Origin of the sequence: Synechococcus sp. H60.2 (assembly GCF_047462315.1) — a bacterium.
Classification (GTDB): domain Bacteria; phylum Cyanobacteriota; class Cyanobacteriia; order Thermostichales; family Thermostichaceae; genus Thermostichus.
This window is the reverse complement of record NZ_JANSIZ010000057.1, coordinates 1-16,651: the sequence shown is the minus strand read 5'-3', so window position 1 is coordinate 16,651 and position 16,651 is coordinate 1. Positions and strand designations below refer to the sequence as shown.

The following is a 16,651-nucleotide window of genomic DNA, read 5'->3' as shown; positions in this document are numbered from 1 at the left end:
CTCCCAGAGGGAGCATTCCCTCACCCCCGGCCCCTCTCCCAGAGGGAGAGGGGAGCTGGCCATTGGCTCTGGATCAGGGCCGTAGGGAGGCTGGCGGTTCGGCGGGAGGGGGTAAGGGCTCGCTTTTGCCGCCGGGATCCAAGCGGGAATTGGGGGGCGAAGGGTCGGGATCCAGTTTGGCCCCCCAGGCGGCTAGGTAAGCGCGCTGCTCAGGAGAAAGGCGACGGGCGCCGCGGAAGTCTGCTCCCGCCACGATGGCGCCGGTGTAGGCTCCTGTTTTGAAATCGGGCTTTTGCCCTGGCTGGGCCGGGGAAGCGGTCTGCAGGGATCCCACAAACAAGAGGGCGCGGTAGAGATCGGCCCCGCGCAGGTCGGCATTGCGCAGGTTGGCCCCGCAGAGGTTGGTGTGGCTAAGGTCGCAATCCTGCAGGTTGGCTCTTTCCAGGCTGGCCTCGCTGAAGTCCACCCCCCGCAACAGGGTGCCATGCAGGTCGGCCCCTTCCAGCATGGTGCCCAGGTTAACCACGCGGATACCATTGACGCGATCCCGCTGGTAGCCGCCTTTGCCGTCCAAAATGGGCCGGCCCAGGTGTTCGTCGCGGCGCAGGGGGCTGAGCAAGTTGGCGGTGGAGAGGAAGCGCAGAATCTTGGCTTTGCCGAAGCGATCCACGCCGTTGAGGAGCGCCGCCGTGCGCCCGGCAGCGATGGCCCGCTCCAGGGGCCAGTCGTCCAACTGCCCATCAGGGGAGAGAACCAGGTTGGAGATGCCCTCGAAGTAGGCGTCGATGGTCTGCTGCTGGGTAATGGTGTTCTGCTGGATGGTGAGGTCGCGGGAGATGACGTACTGCCGCCAGGCAATATAGGCGGCCAGGAGGGCGATGAGGATCTGCCCGGTAGCGCCAAACACCTCGCCCAAAGCCCCAATCGCCTCCCAGCTCAGGGATCGCAGGGCTGCGAGGGCCCCACTCCAAACCACTGCCCCTGCCACGGCCAAGCTGAGGGCTGCCGCCGCCCATCCCAGGCTGGGCCACGTAGTTAGCCACTGCCAGAGATCGCGCCCAATCTGCACCCAGAGCGGCTGCCCCCACCAGCCGGCCAAGCCCAGCCAAGCCAGCACCGCCCCCCAGCCCAAAACTGGCTGCCCTGTCAACCCCGCCAGCGCCAGCAGCCCCGCCGGGATCCCCAACAGCAGCAGATTAAGCAGGGGGCGCCCAGACGAGAGGGAAGCCAGCGGCAACTCTTGGGAGGAGCCTTCGCGGGCAAGGGCTTCTTCGGTCATGGCAAGGGTATACTCTAGGGGTAGCGTTGGATCTACAAAAAAAGCCTGCGTCAGTCCGTATTTGGAGTTGGGGAAGAGGGCAGGATCCCACCTCTTGGGTTTGGTAGGATAGCCTCGACCCTCCTTCCTTCTCTGGCCCAGCCTGGTGTGAGGATGACTCCTATGATCGCTTCCTTATCGTTTATCCGTCTGCAGAAATCCGGCGAACACCAATTTACAGCAGTCCTGCCTGACTTGTGGTTGCAGCGCCATGGCTCCCCAACCCTGGCACGACTGGCTGCCTCTCTGCTGTTGAGCACCAGCTTACTGCTGGCGGCAGGAAGGGATCCCAGTTGGGCGCAAACTTCCCTGGACACTGGCCTTTTGGAGAAGCAGGCCCTGCCCCAGGCGCCACCGCTGCCGGACGACCGCCCGGCCATTTTTGTTGATGCCGCCAACGGCAGCGATACCCAAGGGGATGGATCCCGCAACAACCCCTTCAAGACCATCACCCATGCCATTGGACGGGCGCCAGCGGGCAGCATTATCCAGCTTCTGCCGGGGATCTACAGCGCAGAAAGCGGCGAAGTCTTCCCCATCCGCCTCAAGGCTGGCCTTATCTTGCGCGGGGACGAGTCCAACCTAGGGGAGGGCTACCTGATCGATGGCGGCGGCACCTACATGAGCCCGACCCTGGCCCGGCAAAATGTTGCTCTGCTGGCCGAGACCGGCTCAGAGGTGCGCGGAGTTACCCTGCGCAACCAGGGGCGGCGCGGCTATGCCCTCTGGATAGAATCGGCTTCCCCCCGCATTCTCAACAATAGCTTTGTGGGCAGCATCCACGACGGCATTTTCATTGCTGGCGCCTCCAACCCCTGGATAGAGGGCAACCGCTTCTACAAAAATGGGGCCAACGGCATCTCCGTCTTGGGCACCTCCCAGCCCACCATTGTCAACAACCTCTTCCAAGAGACCGGCTTTGGCCTCACCATCGACCAGCGCTCGGCGCCGATGGTGCGCAACAACCGCATCCTGCAAAACCGCACCGGCATTGTGGTTGGCGGCAGCGCCCGGCCCATCTTGCGCAACAATCTCATTGCCCGCAACCTGGAGACTGGCCTGACAGCTATCACCAACGCCCAGCCCGATCTGGGCACGGCCTCGGATCCTGGCAACAACATTTTTGAGGGCAACGGCCAGTACGACATCCACAACGCCACCCGCGGCCTGCGCCTCAACGCCAACGGCAACCAACTGGCGGGCAAAACCAAAGGGGAGCTGGATCTAGCGGGCCAAACCACGGTTGCTGCCCTGCCCAGCAGCGCCCCACCACCCATTGCTGCCGGCGGCCTGACGCTGCCCAGCGCCCCCCCGGCTCCCAGCCGGGATCCCCAGCCGGCGGTGGCCAAGCCAGCCGAAACTTCCACAAACCTACCGGTGGTGGCGGTGCCGCAATCGACGGCCCCCCTTCCCCCTCCTGCAGCGGGCTCGGGAGGGCGTATTTTGCCCAGCGGCCCCAGCCAGCCGTCAAGCACGCAACCCCAGGAGGTTGTTGCCGTCCCCTTCACCCCCGATGGCTCTACTACGCCTGCCCAGCCGGTTGAGCCGGCTCCTGCCGCCCCTGTCCGCCAGGCCTCTGCAGCTCCCCTTACCGACATCACCACCCTGCTGCCGCCGCCGGCCCGCCGCCAAGCCAGAGAAAACCCTCCTACCTCCTCCTCTGCACCCTCAAGCTCGGCCCCAGCTTCTCCTGCTCAGGCTGCCGACAAGGACTCCGTCCCGCTGACGCGAGCGGCAACCCAGTTTCGCGTCTTGGTGACCCCCAAGGGCAGCGACGATTTGCAGCGGCTGCGGCAGCTCGTCCCTGAGGCGGTGGAGACCGTGTTCAACGGCAGGAGGGTGCTGCAGGCCGGCCTCTACGACAACCGCAGCCAAGCCCAGTCGGTCCTGGATCGCCTGTTGGACGCCGGCTTTGACGCGGTGGCGGAGATGATCTTCCGTTGACCTCACTGCCCAGGGATCCCCCCCGGCAGGATAGGAACTCCCCAGCAGGGAATGTATGATGCCTAGCACGGCTTTTTCCAAAAGGACTGCGGAGAAAGCCGTGCCGTCAGGTTGCTCTGGGGATCAGCCAGGGCAAGCAATGGGGAAAGTCCGGTGCAAATCCGGCGCTGTGCCGCAACTGTGATGGGCTAAGGCCCTCAGTCAGGATGCCCGCCTGCGGCTTTGGCTCACAGCTTAGCTCTTCCGCGTCGCACGGAAGCAGGAGCAACCGGATGAAAGCAATTGTTGTATGTCTCAGCCTTGGGCTGGGGAGCTGGAGTTTGGGGATCCCAGCCTGGGCGCAAGCGGTCTTGGACACCAGTCTTAGTGCCGAGATTTTCAATCAACCCGTCACCACACCGTTTCGCCGCCCTGGCTTGCTGCGGGACTCTTCGCGCCCAGTCTATGTCATCACCCGCCAGCAGATGCGCGAGCAAGGGGCAAGGACGGTGCAAGAAGCCCTGCGCTATCTGCCTGGGATCCTCAGCGATGGCACAGCGGGAACTCAGTTGGGAGCTCTTAGCTCTCAATTCATGCGAGGGGCGCGAACGGCGCAGGTGTTGGTGCTCTTGGACGGCCGCCCCCTCAACGATCTGGGCTTCTTTGGCGGGTTTGACCTCTCTCAACTCACCACAGATATTGTCGAGCGAATTGAAGTCTCTCCCGGTGGCGGCTCTACTCTGTATGGCTCGGATGCTGTTGGCGGCGTGATCAACATCGTTACGGTGGAGCCACAGCCAGAAACGGAGACGGTGCTGGAAGCGGCGGTCGGCAGCTACGGCCTCAATGAGCAAGGGATCCAAAGTCGGGGCCAAGCCCAGGATCTGGGCTGGGTGCTCAGCTATCGCCGTCTGAAAAGTAACAACGACTTTCCCTTTGCAATTGAGCGGCTGGGCAAGTCAGGCAAGCGGGAAAACTCGGCGGTGGAGTACCACAACTTGCAGGCCAAGCTTACCTGGCAACTGGCCAAAGACCAAGTCCTAACAGCCAACGCCCTCTACCTCAATAAAGCCTTTCGTGTGCCCGGCAGTGTGGAATTTCCCTCTCCCGATGCAGAGCAAAACACCAACGATCTGCTGCTGGATCTCAGTTGGCTGTGGACTCAGGCAACAGGATCCCTGCAGGCAAGAGTCTTTTTTGACGATCTCAACTACCGTTTCAGTGCTCCGCAAAGCCAGGGATCCCGCGACGTCATCCTGCGCAATGGCTGGGGATCCCAGCTGCAGTATGCTTGGCAAGCCGGCGAAAACCTAGAGGGAGCTTTGGGGGTAGATTATCGCTCCATCTCAGCTCGCAATACAACTTTTTCCTTTGCCAACGGTTCTGCCAATATCAACTACGACGATACGGTTAACCAGGGCGCCCTGTTTGCCCGCCTGGATTACAGCCCGGATCCCAACTTCCACCTTGATCTGGGCATGCGCCAGGACTTCAGCAGTTTGGCCAATGGCTCGGCCACCTCGCCGGCTGTGGGGATCCGCTGGACAGTGGCGGAAGGCACCACCTTGAGAGCCAACTACGCCAGCAGCTTTCGCACCCCCTTGATCTCGGAATTATTCTTTCGGCTGCGAGGCTTTTTTGAAGTGGATGGCAACCCCAATCTCCGCCCAGAGCGAGGGGAGAGCTTTGACGTTGGCTTGGATCAGAGCCTGGGAGATTTTGGCCTGCTGCGGCTAACGTTTGCCCACAACCGCATCCGCGATGGCATCACCTTTGTCAGCCTGGGGCCGCGCCAGGGAACCTATGAGAATATTGGGCTGGTCGAATACACCGGCCTGGAAGCGGCTTTGGATTTGCGTTTGGGGGAAAACTGGACGCTTTTTGCCAACTACACCCTCAATGATCCCATCATCCGCGCTGCACTTAACCCGGCCACAGTTGGCAAACAGCTAGCCTTTGTGGGAGCCGATAGCTTCAACCTAGGCCTAACCTATCGCTATGAGCAGGGCGGGTACGGCTCGATCTTGATCCATCACATTGGGAGCTTTTTTACCAACAACTCCAATACGGAATCCCTGCCAGGCTATACCACCGTGGCTTTGCGGGGAGGGATCCCGTTGACTGAGGCCCTGAGCCTAGAGTTGGGGATCGACAACCTGCTGGATGAGCAGTATGAAGTTTTCCCCGGCTATCCCGGCGTTGGCCGCACGCTGAGGGTGAGCTTGCGGGGGCAATTTTAGCATCCTCTCGGGCTATTTTTGGCTAACTATCTAGAACAAGCTGCCCTAGTGGAATTGTCTGCTTTGCAGTGGAGTTTGGATACAACTCTATGGTGAGCGCGACCAACTTTCCCTCTATTTCTCCATCGACAACTTTGGCTCAAGCTGAGTCTAAACATTGCCTCTGGGTTTGCACCACCTGTGGATCTCGCTGGGTCAACGGCCAAAAAGAAGGGATCAGCAAGGGAGAAATGCTCCTAGCTGCCTTGCAATCCCAAAGGCTCAATCCCCAACTGCAACTGAAGCCAGTTGCCTGTATGAGCGGCTGCAGCCACGCTTGTGTGGTTGCGCTGGCAGCCCCCCGAAAGATGACCTATGTCTTTGGCGATCTCGATCCAAAAGACGTGGAGCCAATCTTGCAAACGGCGGAGCTGTATTTGACAAAGCCCGATGGGATCCTGCCCTGGGCAGAGCGCCCCATCAAAAAGGGGGTGATTGCCCGCATTCCGCCAATCCAATAGGAGCAACCTATGGCTGTTTTCAATCCCTGGGTCCCACCCCTAAACCAAACTTGGCAAGAGGTTTCCCCCACCGGCTGGACAACCGTTTACGAAGGGATCCCGGCTCACATCGACTGTCTTGGGCCGCTGCTCTATGAGCTCTTTCAGGAGCGCTGGGCCGAGATCCAAGTGGGCCAGGTAGTGGAGGGTGGCGTCCTGGAAGCGGCCTTCAAGGATCCCCCTACTCTCTGTGTGCTCTACGACGGCTACTTGACCGTGGCCACGGAAACTTGGCATTTGCATCTGTGTTTGGAGGAACACCAGGGCGGCCCCTACCGCAGAACTCCTCCTGAGCTGCGCCGCAAAAGATTGGTCGGCCGCGCCGCCCTCTATCGCCGCCTCAATCCGCAGGGCCAGCCTCGCCAATGGGGGATCCAGTTTTGGAACGGGGCAGAGGAATCGCTGCTGCAGATCTTTTTGCCCAGTCCCTTTTTGGGGCCAGGAGAAGACTACCTGCCCGAAGGCAAAGCCGACTATCAGCAGCTTTCCCTTTATGAACGCCTGGGAGCCATTTACGTCGAGGGAAAAGAGCGGATCCCTTACGCAGATAACCCTCTCAAGCGGCCCTATTTGGCGGTTTGCCGTTCCAGCCGCTGCTATCCTTCTCGCCACTATCAGCCGGTGGTGGAAGCTTTGCAATCGGCCCTGCGCGAGGCCAATCTGGATGTTCCGGTTATCACCTCAGGATGCCTAGAAGTCTGCCAACAAGGGCCGGTGGTTTTCTACTCTGGTGACCGCACCTGGTACAAGCAAGTCACACCCCCAGTAGCGCGGCAAATTGTCCAGGAGCACCTGCTGAACAAGTGTCCCTTAAAAGCTCACCTTTTTCCTGGGGATTAGCCTATGGTCAGCCTACAAGCTCTTGTCCAGTCCATCCCCAAAACCCGCCGCGGGATCCCGGAGGTCATTTGGATCCAAGCCACCCGCGATCTAGCCCAAGGTCGATTTTGGCCCAGCCTATTGACCACCATCGGCTGCCTTAGCAACATTGCCTATACCTGTACACTGCCTTTTGTAACTCTTGGCATCGTCACGGGCACCACGTTAACTCGCCAAGGGGCAATCGTCAGCGCTTCAATGATTTGGCTGGCCAACCAAATCTTTGGCTACACCTGGCACAACTATCCCCGTACCCCTGATTCTTTGGCTTGGGGGTTGGTCTTGGGGATCGGCACGGTGGGGGTGGCGTGGCTGGCCAGCTATCGCCCGCTCTTTTTCCAGCCCCACCCTGTCCAACCTCGGCAATGGCTGCGCAATTACCTTTGGATCCTGGTCATGCTGATCCTAGGGTTCCTTGCTTTTGAAGGGCTAATCTTGGCAGCCGGCCTGGTGCTGGGCGGAACAGAGGGCCTGACCCTGCCCATCTTGGGCAAGATCTGGTTGCACAACTGGCTGTGGACGGGCTTTTGGCTTGGGATCCACGCGCTGCTGGCCTGGGACAGAGGACGCCGCCGACTGGAGTTGGCGAAAGCCCACCTCAGCGGGCTGGGGTATCCCCAAGGGAGATCCAGGCCAGAATAGGGGTGACCTGCGCGCGAGGGATCCCTTTGCAGCCCGCTCAGCTCGACAACTCCCCCTTTGACCGGCTCTCGGCTTCCTGCCGCTTGCTGCTGCTGAGCGGCAAGGGGGGCGTGGGCAAAACCACCCTGGCCTGTGCCCTAGCCCGTCACCTAGCCCAGAGGCAACCAGAGCGCCGTCTGCTGTTGCTGTCCACCGATCCGGCCCACTCCCTGGGGGATGTGCTGGGGATCCCGGTGGCCGACACCCCCCAACCCCTGCCGGAAAGTGCTCCGCACCGCTTGCGCGAACGGCCCAACTTGCAGGTGCGGGCCCTCCAGGCCGAGGAGCTGCTGCAGTCTTTCAAGCAGACCTACGGCCCGGCTCTGGAGCTGATTGCCGAGCGGGGCAGTTGGCTGGGGCGAGAGGATCTGTTGCCCCTTTGGGATCTGGACTGGCCGGGGGTGGACGAGCTGATGGCCATCCTCGAGGTCAACCGCCTGCTGGCAGGCCAAGAGGTGGACACAGTCATCCTGGACACGGCCCCCACCGGCCACACCCTGCGGCTGTTGGAGTTGCCCGACTTTTTGGATAATCTGCTGGCGGTGTTTGCCACCTTCCAGGCCAAGCACCGCGAGGTTGTCCAATCCCTGACGGGCACCTATCGACCGGATGAGGCCGATGCTTTTTTGACCCGGCTACAAAGTGAGCTGGAGGGAGGCAAAGCCCGCCTCACCGACCCGGAGAGCACCTCTGCTTGGCTGGTGCTGATCCCGGAGCCGTTGAGCGTGGCGGAGACCCGCCGCTTCTGTCAACAACTGCAAAGCCGCCGTGTGCCTGTGGGGGGTCTTCTGGTCAACCAGGTGCTGCTAGGGACGGTGGCGGCCGCAGGGGAAAAAGCGGAAGCAACCCCCAACCGCCCCTCGCCTCTTTACCTAGCCCGCCAGCAGGAGCAGTGGCGCTGGCTAAAAACGCTCCAAGAGGAGCTGCCTGGCTATCCCATCTGGGTTTGTCCCTATCAACTGGAGGAGCCGATTGGGCCGACGGCCCTGGACAAGCTGGTGCAACAGCTTCGCCCCTTGCCAGAGGTGCTGCCGCAGTTGGAAGAGATCCCCGCTAGCCCAGGAGAGCCTGTCGGCGGGATCCCCTCCCCCCCAAGGGTGGCCCTGCCAGATTTTTTGGCCCAAGGAATCCGCCTGCTCCTGGTGGGGGGCAAGGGCGGAGTGGGCAAGACCACGGTGGCCGGGGCCCTGGCCTGGAACCTGGCCCAGCGCCATCCTGACCAGCGGCTCTTACTGGTCTCCATCGACCCGGCCCACTCGCTGGGGGATCTGTTTCAGACAAAGCTGGGTCAGGAGCCGCTGCCGCTCTTGCCCAACCTGCTGGGCCAGGAGATCGAGGCGGCGGCAGTGCTGGAGCGCTTCCGCCAGGACTACCTGGAAGAGGTGGCGGCTATCCTGGCGGGGGAGGAAACGGCAGGGGTGGAGATCCAGTACGACCCCCAGGCTTGGCGGCAGCTTTTACAGATGCCCCCTCCCGGCCTAGACGAGGTGATGGCCCTGCTGACGGTGCTGGAACAAGAAGCCAGCGGCCAGTTCGACCTGGTGGTGGTGGATACCGCCCCCACCGGCCACCTCTTGCGCTTTTTGCAGATGCCCCAGGCCCTAGAAGGCTGGGTAAGCTTGGCCCTGAAGCTGTGGCTAAAGTACCGCGACGTGGTGGGCCGGCCGGAATGGGCGCAGCGGTTGCGGGATCTCTTGGCCCAGGTGCGCCAGCTGCAGCGGCGGCTGCGGGATCCCCAGTTTGTTAGCTTTGTCCCTGTCTTCAACCCCGAACAGGCAGTTCTGGCGGAAACCGAGCGCCTCTTGGCGGAGTTGGATGCCCTGGGGATCCCCCATCCCTACGCCGTTCTCAATCGGGTTTGGCTGGAGGACTCCACCCCCTTTGGCGCAGCCCTTTGGCGCCGCCACCAGGCCATCCTGGCCCAGTTGCCCCAGCGCTTTCCCCAGCAGGCCATTGTCACCCTCCCTTTCCTGCACCCGCCCAGCCTAGAAGTCGTTGGGGCTTACCTGCTAGGCAGCCCGGCGCCAATTCCCGCCTAGGGAGGCTAGCCTAGAGAAGGTGCGGGTGCCGCCTCTTTCCTCTGCGTTTTGCCTATGTTGCCCAACCTCCCCCTGCAAGCCATCCCCCTGTTCTCGATTGCTGCAGCCATCCTGTTGGTGTACCTGCCCATGGGCGTGGTCGGCTATGCCCGCGCCCGCGTTGGCTACGATCCCCATGCGCCGCGGGCTATGTTCGACCGGCTGCCTCCCTACGGCCAGCGGGCCACCTGGGCCCATGCCAACGGCTTTGAGGCCCTGGGCACCTTTGCGCCGTCAGCCTTGATTGCCTATGTTACTGGCCCCCACCCGGATCCCTGGCTGTTTGGCCTTAGCGGCGACGAAGGGGTAGCCTTGCTCTGCGGTGTGTTTCTGCTGGCACGGCTGTTTTACAACTTTTTCTACATCGGTGACATTCCCCTGGGGCGCTCCCTCTCCTTTTTGGTTGGGTCGCTGGCCACGCTGGGCCTGCTGCTGATTGGCCTGTTGCCGTTTCTGGGCCAGAACTGGGCTTAGCCCGAGGCTACAGCCGCAGCGACGAGAGGGCCACGCCAGCCCGGTGGGCCACCACCACGCCAATGGCCTCCAGGTAGGAGCTAACCGCCACATGCGGGATCCCCAACTGGCGCGGGTGGACCTGCATGACGGTGGTGTTTTCTTCGACGGCAATAAACAGGGGCGGGCGGAGGCGGCTGGCGAGGTAAAGTAGGCCGGGGCCGCCAAAGGCGGTGGCCGGGGCAATGACGCTGTCCACCTGCTCGGCTGTCAGGTAGCCCGTCTGCAGGGGATCCCCCCTTTTCACAAACTGGGGGGCGTAGCTCAGCCCTGCCAAAACCGAGGGCAGGAAGGTAAACCCCACCTCTTCAGCGGCAGCGCGGGGGTGAACCGGCTTGGGGTCGGGATCAGGGTAGAGGGCCGGAGCATGGGCACACGGGATCCCCAGCTCCCGCACCACCAGGTGGCTGAGGATGGCCTCGGCCCCCGCCAGGGGATCTACCCCCTGCCCCTGCCCGTACTGGCTAAAGTCAAGATCGTCGGGGAAGCGGGCCACCACGGCAATGGCCTCGGCCCCTGCCTCGAGCAGCGCACGGGCGGCTTCCAGGAGCGCCTCGGCATCCGCTAGGGATCCCTGGCTGGCCCCGGCAGGGGAGAAGCTGACGGCAACGCCTAAGGGTCGAGGAGTCGAGCGCCAGGGGCCGATGTCCAGCCCCAGCGTGGCCTGAGCGGCTTGCATGACCTGCAAATGGCGCTGGCGCAGATCCTCAGGGATCCCGGCATCCAGCACCACCCCGATGCGGTTTTGCCGCACTGGCCTGAGGGACCACTCCCCGGCACAGAAGCGATCCAGGCCGTATCCTTCCACGTAGAGCACATTCCCCAGGGGCCAGAAGAGGGTAGCGCCGTTGAGGACATTGGGGTGGGTGATGACGCAATCCGCGGCTGCGGCCAAGGCGCGGGCCACGGGTAGGGCATCGCCGGCAAAGCCGCCCACCCGGGCACCGATACCGGTGGGAACCAAAAGCAGGACGGTGTAGGGGCGACCCATCGGACTAGACCTGGGACAAAAGCTGCTGCGCCAGCGCCTCAGCCCGCCGCACGCAGTCGCCCAGGGCTACACCGTCCAGGTAGTTGGCGCACACCCAGATCCCCGGCGTCTGGGAGGCCAGGTGGACCTGCAACTGGGCCATCCGCTGCCGGTGGCCGAGGGTGTATTGGGGAATGGCGCGGGGCCACAGGCGTTCGCCCAAGTAGATGGGCTCGGCGCGGCGGGTAAGCAGCACCTGACTGAGCTCGGCGTGGACAATTTGCGCTCGCTCCTCAGGGGACAGAGTAGTGATGGGTGGGATCCCTTGCCGGCGGGCCAAGGCAGCATCGGTAGCACCGCCCAGGAAGCTGAGGAAGCTGTGGTAGCCCTGGGGAGCCCGCTCCGGGAAAAGACAGGAGGCCCAGATAGTGCCTAGGGTGCGTAGACCCTGGGAGCGCGGGATGAGGTGGCCAAAGCCCCGCAGCGGCTGCGGCAGAACCGCTTGGGGATAGGCCAGAGCCACCACTGCCACCGGCGGATAGGGGATCCCTGCCAAGAGCTGGCTGGCCTCGGGGTTGAGTTCCTGCAGCAGCAAGGCAGCCTCATAGGCGGGGAGAGCCAGCACCACCTGGCGAGCAGCCACCCAGCGGGATCCCTCTGGGGTTGCAAAGCCCACCCCATAGAGCTCTCCCTCCCGCTGCAGCTGCACCGCTTGCCAACCCAGCCGCAGGCTGTCGCCCAGCTTTTGGGCTAGGGCCTCTGGCAACTGCTGCAGCCCCTGCCTCAGATTGCCCAGTTGGCCGCGTTTGGGCGGGGGTTGGATGGCTGCGGGAAAAGGCTGGGGTCTTTGGCGCAGAGCCTGCAGGGCGCCGGCAAAGAGACTGCCGTAGCGCTCCTCTAGGCCAGCTACCCGAGGGAAAGCTGCCACCGCGCTGAGTTGATCCGGATCCCCGGCATAGACCCCTGAGGTGAAGGGCTCCACCAGGCGCTCCACCACTTCGGATCCCAGTTGTCGCCGGAAAAACTGCCGCACCGTCTCCTCCTGCCCCGGCGGCGGAGGGACAAACCCCAACAGGCCCTGCAGAGCCCGCAGCTTACCACCCACACTGAGCAGCCGTGAGCCCAGAGCCGCCGTGGGGCTCAGCGGCACTGGCAGCAGCTCTCCTTCCCAGTAGATGTAGCGGGGCAGCTTGGCATCGGCCAGCACCAGTTGGTCGGCCAGGCCCACCTCGGCAATCAAGTTGAGCAGGGCAGGCGTAGGGGTAAAGCTGTTGGGGCCTTCCTCCCAGCGGTAGCCGTCTTTGGATTGGGTGGAAATGCAGCCGCCCACCCGAGAGCTGGCCTCGGCCAAGAGCACGGCCTGAGCAGAGCCACCCCTACCAGAGAGACCCTGCTGCAGGCGCCAAGCCAGCGTCAGGCCACTGATGCCCGCCCCAATGACCACCACTTCGGCTCTGAGGAGTTCAGGGGTTGCAAGATCCGCGGTCGCTGCCAAGCTAGCTATCCTCCATCACGGGCAACACGAGGGGCGCCATTAGCGCAGCACGCGAAACAGGCTGGGGATCCCGGCTACCTGGGGAAGCTGCTGGATCTCGGCCAGCGCCTGCCGGCAGTCGGCCTCGCGCACGGTGTGGGTGAGGACAACAATCTCCGCCAGCTCCTGGTGGCACTCCTTTTGGGTAATGCTCTCCAGGCTAACCTGGTGCCGGCCAAAGCAGGTGCCAATAGCTCCCATCACCCCCGGTCGATCCTGGGCCAATACCCGCACGTAAAACTCCGACTGCACCTCCGCCAGTGGCAGCAGGGAGGCAACAGGAGGAGAAACAGGCAATCCCCAGAGAGGATTGGGGAGATGGGCCCCTGTCTGCAGGTGGGCAAGTAGGGTGAGCAGATCCCCAACGACAGCACTGGCCGTCGGCCCCTGTCCCGCCCCCGGCCCGGAGAGCACCACCTGGCCCAGGGGATCCCCTTGTACCCAGACGGCGTTGTCCACGCCGTGGATATTAGCCAGCGGGTGGGTCAGCGGCAATAGGGTGGGGTGGACGCGGACATCCAAGGCCGTTTCGGATCCTGGGACACCAGCCCTCTGGGCAATGGCCAAAAGCTTGAAGGTGTAGCCCCACTCGCGGGCATAGCGGATGTCGGTGGGGCTGATGCTGCGGATCCCTTCGCAAGGGATGGCCTCCCGCGGCACCGACACCCCAAACGCCAGGCTAGCCAAAATGGCGATCTTGTCCGCCGCATCCCATCCTTCCACATCGGCGCTGGGATCCGCCTCCGCATAGCCGCGGGCTTGGGCTTGGGCCAGCGCTTCGGCAAAGGAGCTACCCTCCTGGGCCATCTGGCTGAGGATGAAGTTGGTCGTGCCGTTGATGATGCCCCAGACCGCCTGGATGCGGCTGGCCTGCAGCGACTGCTGCAAAGCCTGGACGACAGGGATCCCACCCCCCACGGCTGCCTCCAGCAGCACGGCCACCCTGGCCTGGGCAGCAGCGCGGAAGATCTCCTCGCCATAGCGGGCAATGACCGCTTTGTTGGCTGTAATGACTGGCTTGCCGTGGTCAATGGCCTTTAGGATGAGGCTGCGAGCCGGCTCCAGCCCGCCCATGAGCTCAATCACCACGTCAATGTCTGGATCCGACACAATCCGCTCTAGGTCAGTGGTCAGGCGCTCAAGCGGGATGGATACCCGCCGCGGCCTGTCCAGGGAACGCACCCCTACCGCCGCAAGCTCGACAGCCTGCAAGAGGGGGTGAGGTGGGCGTTGCAAAATCTCTACCACGCCCGTGCCGACAGTACCCAGCCCCAGTAGCCCAACCCGATAGACCACAGCCGCTCCCTCGCCCGTTGATCCCTGAGACCCAAAGACTTCCTTACCTTTACCAGGTTGACACACTCCTGGCCCCATCAGGACGAGATTTTGGCCATCCATCCCAAGGCGCTTTGGGTTCAGGGGGAAGGTGCGTTGAGACAGCCCCAGGGATCCCTCGCTGTGGGGGCAGTGCCGGTTTGGGGTTTATGCTGAAGGGGGGATCCCTTTACAGATGTTTTCATTCATTCATTCATAGCCTTCATGTCCAGAACCTGTACCATCTACCGCCGTGCCCATTTTGCCGCCAGCCACCGCTACTGGCTGCCGGAGCTCTCTGAAGCCGAGAACCTGGCCCGCTTTGGCCCCCACGCCCGCTTCCCCGGCCACGGCCACAACTACGTGCTGGAGGTGGGCTTGACGGGAGAGGTGGACGAGTACGGCATGGTGCTTAACCTCTCACAGGTGAAGCGGGTGATTCAGGAGCGGGTGATTCAGGAGCTGAACTTTGCCTACCTCAACGAAGCTTGGCCAGAGTTTGCCCAAACCCTGCCCACCACCGAGTTCATCGCCTACACCATTTGGCAGCGCCTGGCCGATGCTCTGCCCCTGACCAGCGTGCGCCTCTATGAAGATCCTGAGTTTTGGGCCGAATACCGAGGAGAAGCCATGCAAGCCTATTTGACCGTTGCCACCCACTTTAGCGCCGCCCACCGCTTGGCCTTGGATCACCTCAGTCTGGAAGAGAACACCGCCATCTATGGCCTCTGCGCCCGTCCCCACGGCCACGGCCACAACTATGGCCTGGAGATCACCGTCAAGGGATCCATCGACCCGCGCACGGGGATGATCGTGGACTTGGCAGCTTTGCAGCGGGTGATTGAGGAGCAGGTGGTCAAACCCCTAGATCACACCTTCTTAAACAAGGACATCCCCTACTTTGCCCAGGTGGTGCCCACTGCGGAAAACATTGCCCTCTACATCCAGCGGCTGCTGACTCTGCCCCTGCGGAAGCTGGGGGTGCAACTGCATCGGATCCGCCTGCAGGAAAGCCCCAACAACAGCAGCGAGGTCTATGGGGAGTTTCCGCTAGAGGAGCTGGGCGCAGCTACCGCTGCCACCCCATACCCCGCGAGCGAGGGCAAGAGGGATCCCTCTGAAGTGGAGCCCCTAGCTGCCGGCAGGGGTGGGCCAGCCGCCTATGCTGGATCTTGTTAAACTGAGCGAGCAGATTCCCGCCTTCGCCCGCCACCTGCAGCAGGAGTCGAAGGCCAACCAAGAGCGTCTGCGCCTGGCCTTGCAGGAATTTGCCCGCCTGCAGCGAGAACCCCAAGCCTGGCAGTCCCGCTGGGCGGAGTGGGGATCCCATCTCGCCTTTACCTGCGCCAGTCCCGCCGAGCCGCCGGAAACCTGGGGATCCCTGCCCAAAGTGGAACCTTTGCAGGGGCCGCACACGGTGGTGGCCACCGACGGCTCCCAGATCCTGCCCAGCCACCACGAGATCGCCTACTGCTCGCTCATCAACATTGGGCGGGTAGCCCTCCACTACGGCACGCAAGAGTGGCCGCTGCTGGACAGCCAGCCCCTGCTGATCTACGGGCAGGAGCCCTTTGCTCAACCGAACCGGTCCAACTCCCTTCCAGGAGCGGCCCCGCGCCGTCTTCGCCGCCAACCCCGCCGAGAGGAAGGAGATCGCGGTGAGGGGGCGGAGATTGCTTTGGACGCCGAAGAGGTGCTGGCTTTGCGGCGCTCCCAGGCAGAGTTGGAGGAGCTGGCCCAGTTGGCCCTGTCGCTGTCCTGCCGTCGCCTCACGCTGGCGCTGCTGGATGGATCCCTGATCCCCTGGGGACTGGAGTCGCTGCCTAGATCAACCCAACGTCCCTGGCTGGATCCCATCCTGGCGACCCTGGAGCAGTTGCGGGCGGCCCGCATCCCCCTGGTGGGCTACATCAGCGCTTCCCGCAGCAGCGAAACCCTTAACTACTTGCGCCTGGGGCTGTGCCCCTACCTGGGCTGCGACTGCTATCGCTACTGCGCCGGCGAGAAAACTCTCCCCTGCCAGCCCTTTGCCCCCCTGGCAGATCGCGTTTTTTGGGGATCCCTGCTGCAGCCGGGAGAGCGCAGCCCCCTCTGGCGCAGTGGCGCCAGCGTCCTGGAGACTTTTGGGGAACATCACATCCACTGCTGTTACTTGAATGTTGGCGCGAACCCTGGCGAGGGATCCCTGCCGGAGATTGCCCGGCTAGAGTTTCCCGCCTGGGTGGCCCAGGATCCAGAGCTGCTGCAGCAGGCCCTGGCAGGGGTGCTGAGCCAGGTGCAAAAGGGCTTTGGCTACCCCATCGCCCTGGCCGAAGCCCATCATCTGGCTGTAGTGAGAGGAGGCGATCGGCAGCGGTTCTTCACCCTCATCGAGCAGGAGCTGATCCGCGCCGGCCTGCGCCATGTGGCCGTCTCTCGTAAGGAAGCCCAGAAGCGAACGGGTATCGCCTAATTGGTGCCAGTGCCGCAAAGCTCTTCCTTCCCTCTCCTTCTAGGAGAGGGGCTGGGGGTGAGGGAATGACTCCTTAGACCCAAGATCGCAGCGCCTGCTGGGATCCTTGGCATCCCAGAAGCGACTATAACCTAATGAACTACCCCACCGCGCAGGCGGGTGGGGTTTCCCCATCCGCTTTACGGCGAGATTTTTGTCTCTTCCTCTGCC

Annotated in this window: 13 protein-coding genes and 1 riboswitch; of the genes, 9 read left to right on the top strand and 4 right to left on the bottom strand. The window is 63.0% G+C overall.

Annotation, left to right across the window (positions count from 1 at the left end):
• Positions 1 to 73: 73 nt before the first annotated feature.
• Positions 74 to 1,279 carry a pentapeptide repeat-containing protein gene (locus tag NW845_RS09630; protein ID WP_414378324.1) on the bottom strand — a complete coding sequence of 402 codons (1,206 nt, stop codon included), beginning with the start codon at positions 1,277 to 1,279 and terminating at the stop codon, positions 74 to 76.
• 162 nt (positions 1,280 to 1,441) lie between these two features.
• Here NW845_RS09630 and NW845_RS09625 point away from each other — a divergent pair, with 162 nt between their 5' ends.
• The 7 genes from NW845_RS09625 to NW845_RS09595 all read left to right on the top strand — a co-directional run bounded on the left by NW845_RS09625 (position 1,442) and on the right by NW845_RS09595 (position 10,132).
• On the top strand, positions 1,442 to 3,262 hold the full coding sequence (locus NW845_RS09625; RefSeq protein WP_414378323.1) for a DUF1565 domain-containing protein: 1,821 nt from the start codon (positions 1,442 to 1,444) through the stop codon (positions 3,260 to 3,262).
• A 91-nt stretch (positions 3,263 to 3,353) separates the two neighbouring features.
• Positions 3,354 to 3,495: riboswitch (cobalamin riboswitch) on the top strand.
• Positions 3,496 to 3,534: 39 nt separating this feature from the next.
• Positions 3,535 to 5,481: a TonB-dependent receptor plug domain-containing protein gene (locus NW845_RS09620; RefSeq protein WP_414378322.1), complete on the top strand. Its 1,947-nt coding sequence runs from the start codon at positions 3,535 to 3,537 to the stop codon at positions 5,479 to 5,481.
• An 89-nt stretch (positions 5,482 to 5,570) separates the two neighbouring features.
• Positions 5,571 to 5,981: a DUF1636 domain-containing protein gene (locus tag NW845_RS09615; protein WP_414334715.1), complete on the top strand. Its 411-nt coding sequence runs from the start codon at positions 5,571 to 5,573 to the stop codon at positions 5,979 to 5,981.
• Between the two features lie 9 nt (positions 5,982 to 5,990).
• Positions 5,991 to 6,860, top strand: coding sequence for a (2Fe-2S) ferredoxin domain-containing protein (locus NW845_RS09610; RefSeq protein ID WP_414378321.1), 870 nt, complete (start codon positions 5,991 to 5,993; stop codon positions 6,858 to 6,860).
• A 3-nt stretch (positions 6,861 to 6,863) separates the two neighbouring features.
• Positions 6,864 to 7,541: a hypothetical protein gene (locus NW845_RS09605; protein ID WP_414378320.1), complete on the top strand. Its 678-nt coding sequence runs from the start codon at positions 6,864 to 6,866 to the stop codon at positions 7,539 to 7,541.
• Positions 7,542 to 7,543: 2 nt separating this feature from the next.
• Positions 7,544 to 9,619: an ArsA family ATPase gene (locus NW845_RS09600; protein WP_414378318.1), complete on the top strand. Its 2,076-nt coding sequence runs from the start codon at positions 7,544 to 7,546 to the stop codon at positions 9,617 to 9,619.
• Positions 9,620 to 9,673: 54 nt separating this feature from the next.
• A complete protein-coding gene (locus NW845_RS09595) occupies positions 9,674 to 10,132 on the top strand; it encodes an MAPEG family protein (RefSeq protein ID WP_414366242.1) in 459 nt (152 codons plus the stop codon).
• Between the two features lie 7 nt (positions 10,133 to 10,139).
• On the opposite strand, the gene NW845_RS09590 is transcribed toward NW845_RS09595, so the two are convergent.
• The 3 genes from NW845_RS09590 to NW845_RS09580 are packed head-to-tail and all read right to left on the bottom strand — an operon-like array spanning position 10,140 to position 13,971.
• Entirely contained in the window at positions 10,140 to 11,162 is a 1,023-nt protein-coding gene (locus NW845_RS09590; protein ID WP_414378316.1) for a DUF3326 domain-containing protein, read from the bottom strand.
• Positions 11,163 to 11,166: 4 nt separating this feature from the next.
• Complete coding sequence (gene hemG, locus NW845_RS09585) at positions 11,167 to 12,636, bottom strand: protoporphyrinogen oxidase (protein WP_414378315.1); 1,470 nt, start codon at positions 12,634 to 12,636, stop codon at positions 11,167 to 11,169.
• A 39-nt stretch (positions 12,637 to 12,675) separates the two neighbouring features.
• On the bottom strand, positions 12,676 to 13,971 hold the full coding sequence (locus tag NW845_RS09580; protein WP_414378313.1) for a homoserine dehydrogenase: 1,296 nt from the start codon (positions 13,969 to 13,971) through the stop codon (positions 12,676 to 12,678).
• Positions 13,972 to 14,214: 243 nt separating this feature from the next.
• Here NW845_RS09580 and NW845_RS09575 point away from each other — a divergent pair, with 243 nt between their 5' ends.
• Together NW845_RS09575 and NW845_RS09570 are read left to right on the top strand one after the other, a co-directional pair.
• The gene (locus tag NW845_RS09575; RefSeq protein ID WP_414366252.1) at positions 14,215 to 15,168 is read left to right on the top strand and encodes a 6-carboxytetrahydropterin synthase; all 954 of its coding nucleotides are present in this window, start codon (positions 14,215 to 14,217) and stop codon (positions 15,166 to 15,168) included.
• Positions 15,152 to 16,441 (top strand): DNA double-strand break repair nuclease NurA, encoded by a 1,290-nt coding sequence (locus tag NW845_RS09570; RefSeq protein WP_414378311.1) that lies wholly within the window; start codon positions 15,152 to 15,154, stop codon positions 16,439 to 16,441. The genes NW845_RS09575 and NW845_RS09570 overlap by 17 nt, the downstream gene beginning before the upstream one ends.
• Positions 16,442 to 16,651: the final 210 nt, after the last annotated feature.

Coding starts and splice junctions, on each gene's coding strand:
- NW845_RS09630 (WP_414378324.1), bottom strand. CDS start 1,279: ATGACCGAAGAAGCCCTTGCCCGCGAAGGCTCCTCCCAAGAGTTGCCG.
- NW845_RS09625 (WP_414378323.1), top strand. CDS start 1,442: ATGATCGCTTCCTTATCGTTTATCCGTCTGCAGAAATCCGGCGAACAC.
- NW845_RS09620 (WP_414378322.1), top strand. CDS start 3,535: ATGAAAGCAATTGTTGTATGTCTCAGCCTTGGGCTGGGGAGCTGGAGT.
- NW845_RS09615 (WP_414334715.1), top strand. CDS start 5,571: ATGGTGAGCGCGACCAACTTTCCCTCTATTTCTCCATCGACAACTTTG.
- NW845_RS09610 (WP_414378321.1), top strand. CDS start 5,991: ATGGCTGTTTTCAATCCCTGGGTCCCACCCCTAAACCAAACTTGGCAA.
- NW845_RS09605 (WP_414378320.1), top strand. CDS start 6,864: ATGGTCAGCCTACAAGCTCTTGTCCAGTCCATCCCCAAAACCCGCCGC.
- NW845_RS09595 (WP_414366242.1), top strand. CDS start 9,674: ATGTTGCCCAACCTCCCCCTGCAAGCCATCCCCCTGTTCTCGATTGCT.
- NW845_RS09590 (WP_414378316.1), bottom strand. CDS start 11,162: ATGGGTCGCCCCTACACCGTCCTGCTTTTGGTTCCCACCGGTATCGGT.
- NW845_RS09575 (WP_414366252.1), top strand. CDS start 14,215: ATGTCCAGAACCTGTACCATCTACCGCCGTGCCCATTTTGCCGCCAGC.
- NW845_RS09570 (WP_414378311.1), top strand. CDS start 15,152: ATGCTGGATCTTGTTAAACTGAGCGAGCAGATTCCCGCCTTCGCCCGC.